Origin of the sequence: Companilactobacillus halodurans, assembly GCF_009600985.1 — a bacterium.
GTDB classification, from domain to species: domain Bacteria; phylum Bacillota; class Bacilli; order Lactobacillales; family Lactobacillaceae; genus Companilactobacillus; species Companilactobacillus halodurans.
On sequence record NZ_VDFP01000098.1, the window covers coordinates 1 to 1,679 of the forward strand.

Consider the following 1,679-nt stretch of genomic DNA (forward strand, 5'->3'; position numbering starts at 1 on the left):
TTCTTTTTGGTAATTCGCGTCCCATCATTGCTCCATCACGCATTATTGTATCCTCACAAAATTAAAAGTTATGATTATTTTCCAAACCAAAAGTTATTTCTGAAATCTGGTCGGTGACCATGTCCATCTTTGCCAAAATCATGATAGTCACAATTGCTGAAGTCTGGCATGTGACGACCATCGAATGGTGCGTGGCGCATATGTTCTCGCATTTCGTGGCGCATTTTTTCAATATCAGCAGGTGACATATCATCACGCATGTGCATCATTTGATCACGCATATTAAGAATTGCTTTGTAACGGTCAGTTGGATCAATAAATTTTTCGGAATTCTTTTTGAAATCATCGTCCCAACCATCAGAAATTTTTTGTAGATAGTCGCTAAATTGTTTTTTTTCATCATCGTTAAGCCCAGCAAGAAAGGTCTCGCTGTAACTTTCATTTTTTAGAGACGCATTCTTTTCGGCTTTTTTACGACCGTTCTCCGTCAAAAAAATCAACTTACTGCGTTTATCTTTTTCGTCTTCTTGACGAATAATATCGCCATTGGTTTCCATTTTTTTCATTAACTCTGCAGTTGAACTAGGGCGAAGATCCAAAACTTCAGCTAAGTAGTTCTGAGTTAAACCGTCTTCTAACTTTAAAATGGCAAGAACCCTTTGTTGCCCAGTTAGCTTTTGCTTTTTTTGACTCATGAAGTAATTGGCCGCTTCACTGACAAATCTTAGTTGTTTCATTAAATCATCTGTAATTTTACTCATATCAAATTCCTCATTTCGTATATTGTTAATTTATTTCGGTACCGAACTTTATTGCAAGAAGAATTATAGTTCGGTACCGAATTAATGTCAATGAAATTTTATTATTTTTTTGAAAAGATAATAATTGTGGGAAAAGTAGGCTACTTGGTTCAGATTGGACTGCATTATTAGAAGTTATTTTGGGTTCTTTCTAAATTTTGGTTATAGAATCGAATATAGAAAAGCTAGATATTTTTTCCTGGTATAAATTCAGAAAAAGCATCTAGCCTTTTACTCATATTCAATTTCAAATAATGTGTAATCTTTTTATCGATTCAATTAATTAGTTATACCGTATAAAAAACAACGAATATATTAGTCTCTGGGTGCAAGAAATGTTGGCAGCAGTGAAGGTGGTGTGATGGCTTTAGCCATTACACCACGGGACGAGTTTTGAAATTCGCGTACTTTGCGAAGTTCAAAATCGAGACCTGAGACCTTGGCTCAGGTCGGTCCCCACAGCGCCAACATTTCTTGCACCCAGAGACGGCAACTAACCAAACTTGGATTACTAGTCTCATTTACTTTATAAACATACTTTGGGTTCTTTTTTACAAACCGGCCAATGTAATATCGAGCATTTTATCAAAACTGTCATGCGAACTGATCAATTCATCATCAAAGCGCCCATTACCGACATGAATTATTTCACCAATAATTAAACTTCGTATCATTCGCGAGACAATCAATCGCTGCTTATCATCCTCAATAAATGGATTTAACAAACGTCCTAAAATTGTATGTAACGTTTCGAAACTTTTATCCAAGTCTGAATCATGTAACTTGCCAGCAGGAATACTCAATATTTCCTGAGTAACATGAAACTTACATAATGAATAATGAACTGACGTATTAGCAAAAGTTTTTATTGCTTGTTTG

At 35.4% G+C, this 1,679-nt stretch carries 2 protein-coding genes; both read right to left on the reverse strand.

Annotated elements, in window-relative coordinates:
* Positions 1-74 precede the first annotated feature (74 nt).
* The gene (locus FHL06_RS12720) at positions 75-761 is read right to left on the reverse strand and encodes a MarR family winged helix-turn-helix transcriptional regulator (protein ID WP_153386954.1); all 687 of its coding nucleotides are present in this window, start codon (positions 759-761) and stop codon (positions 75-77) included.
* A 590-nt stretch (positions 762-1,351) separates the two neighbouring features.
* On the reverse strand, positions 1,352-1,679 hold a 328-nt coding region (locus tag FHL06_RS14440; protein WP_192917993.1), incomplete at its 5' end, for a hypothetical protein.

What these genes read in the sequence shown, in the direction of transcription:
- FHL06_RS12720 (WP_153386954.1), bottom strand. Translation starts at nt 761, where the DNA reads ATGAGTAAAATTACAGATGATTTAATGAAACAACTAAGATTTGTCAGT.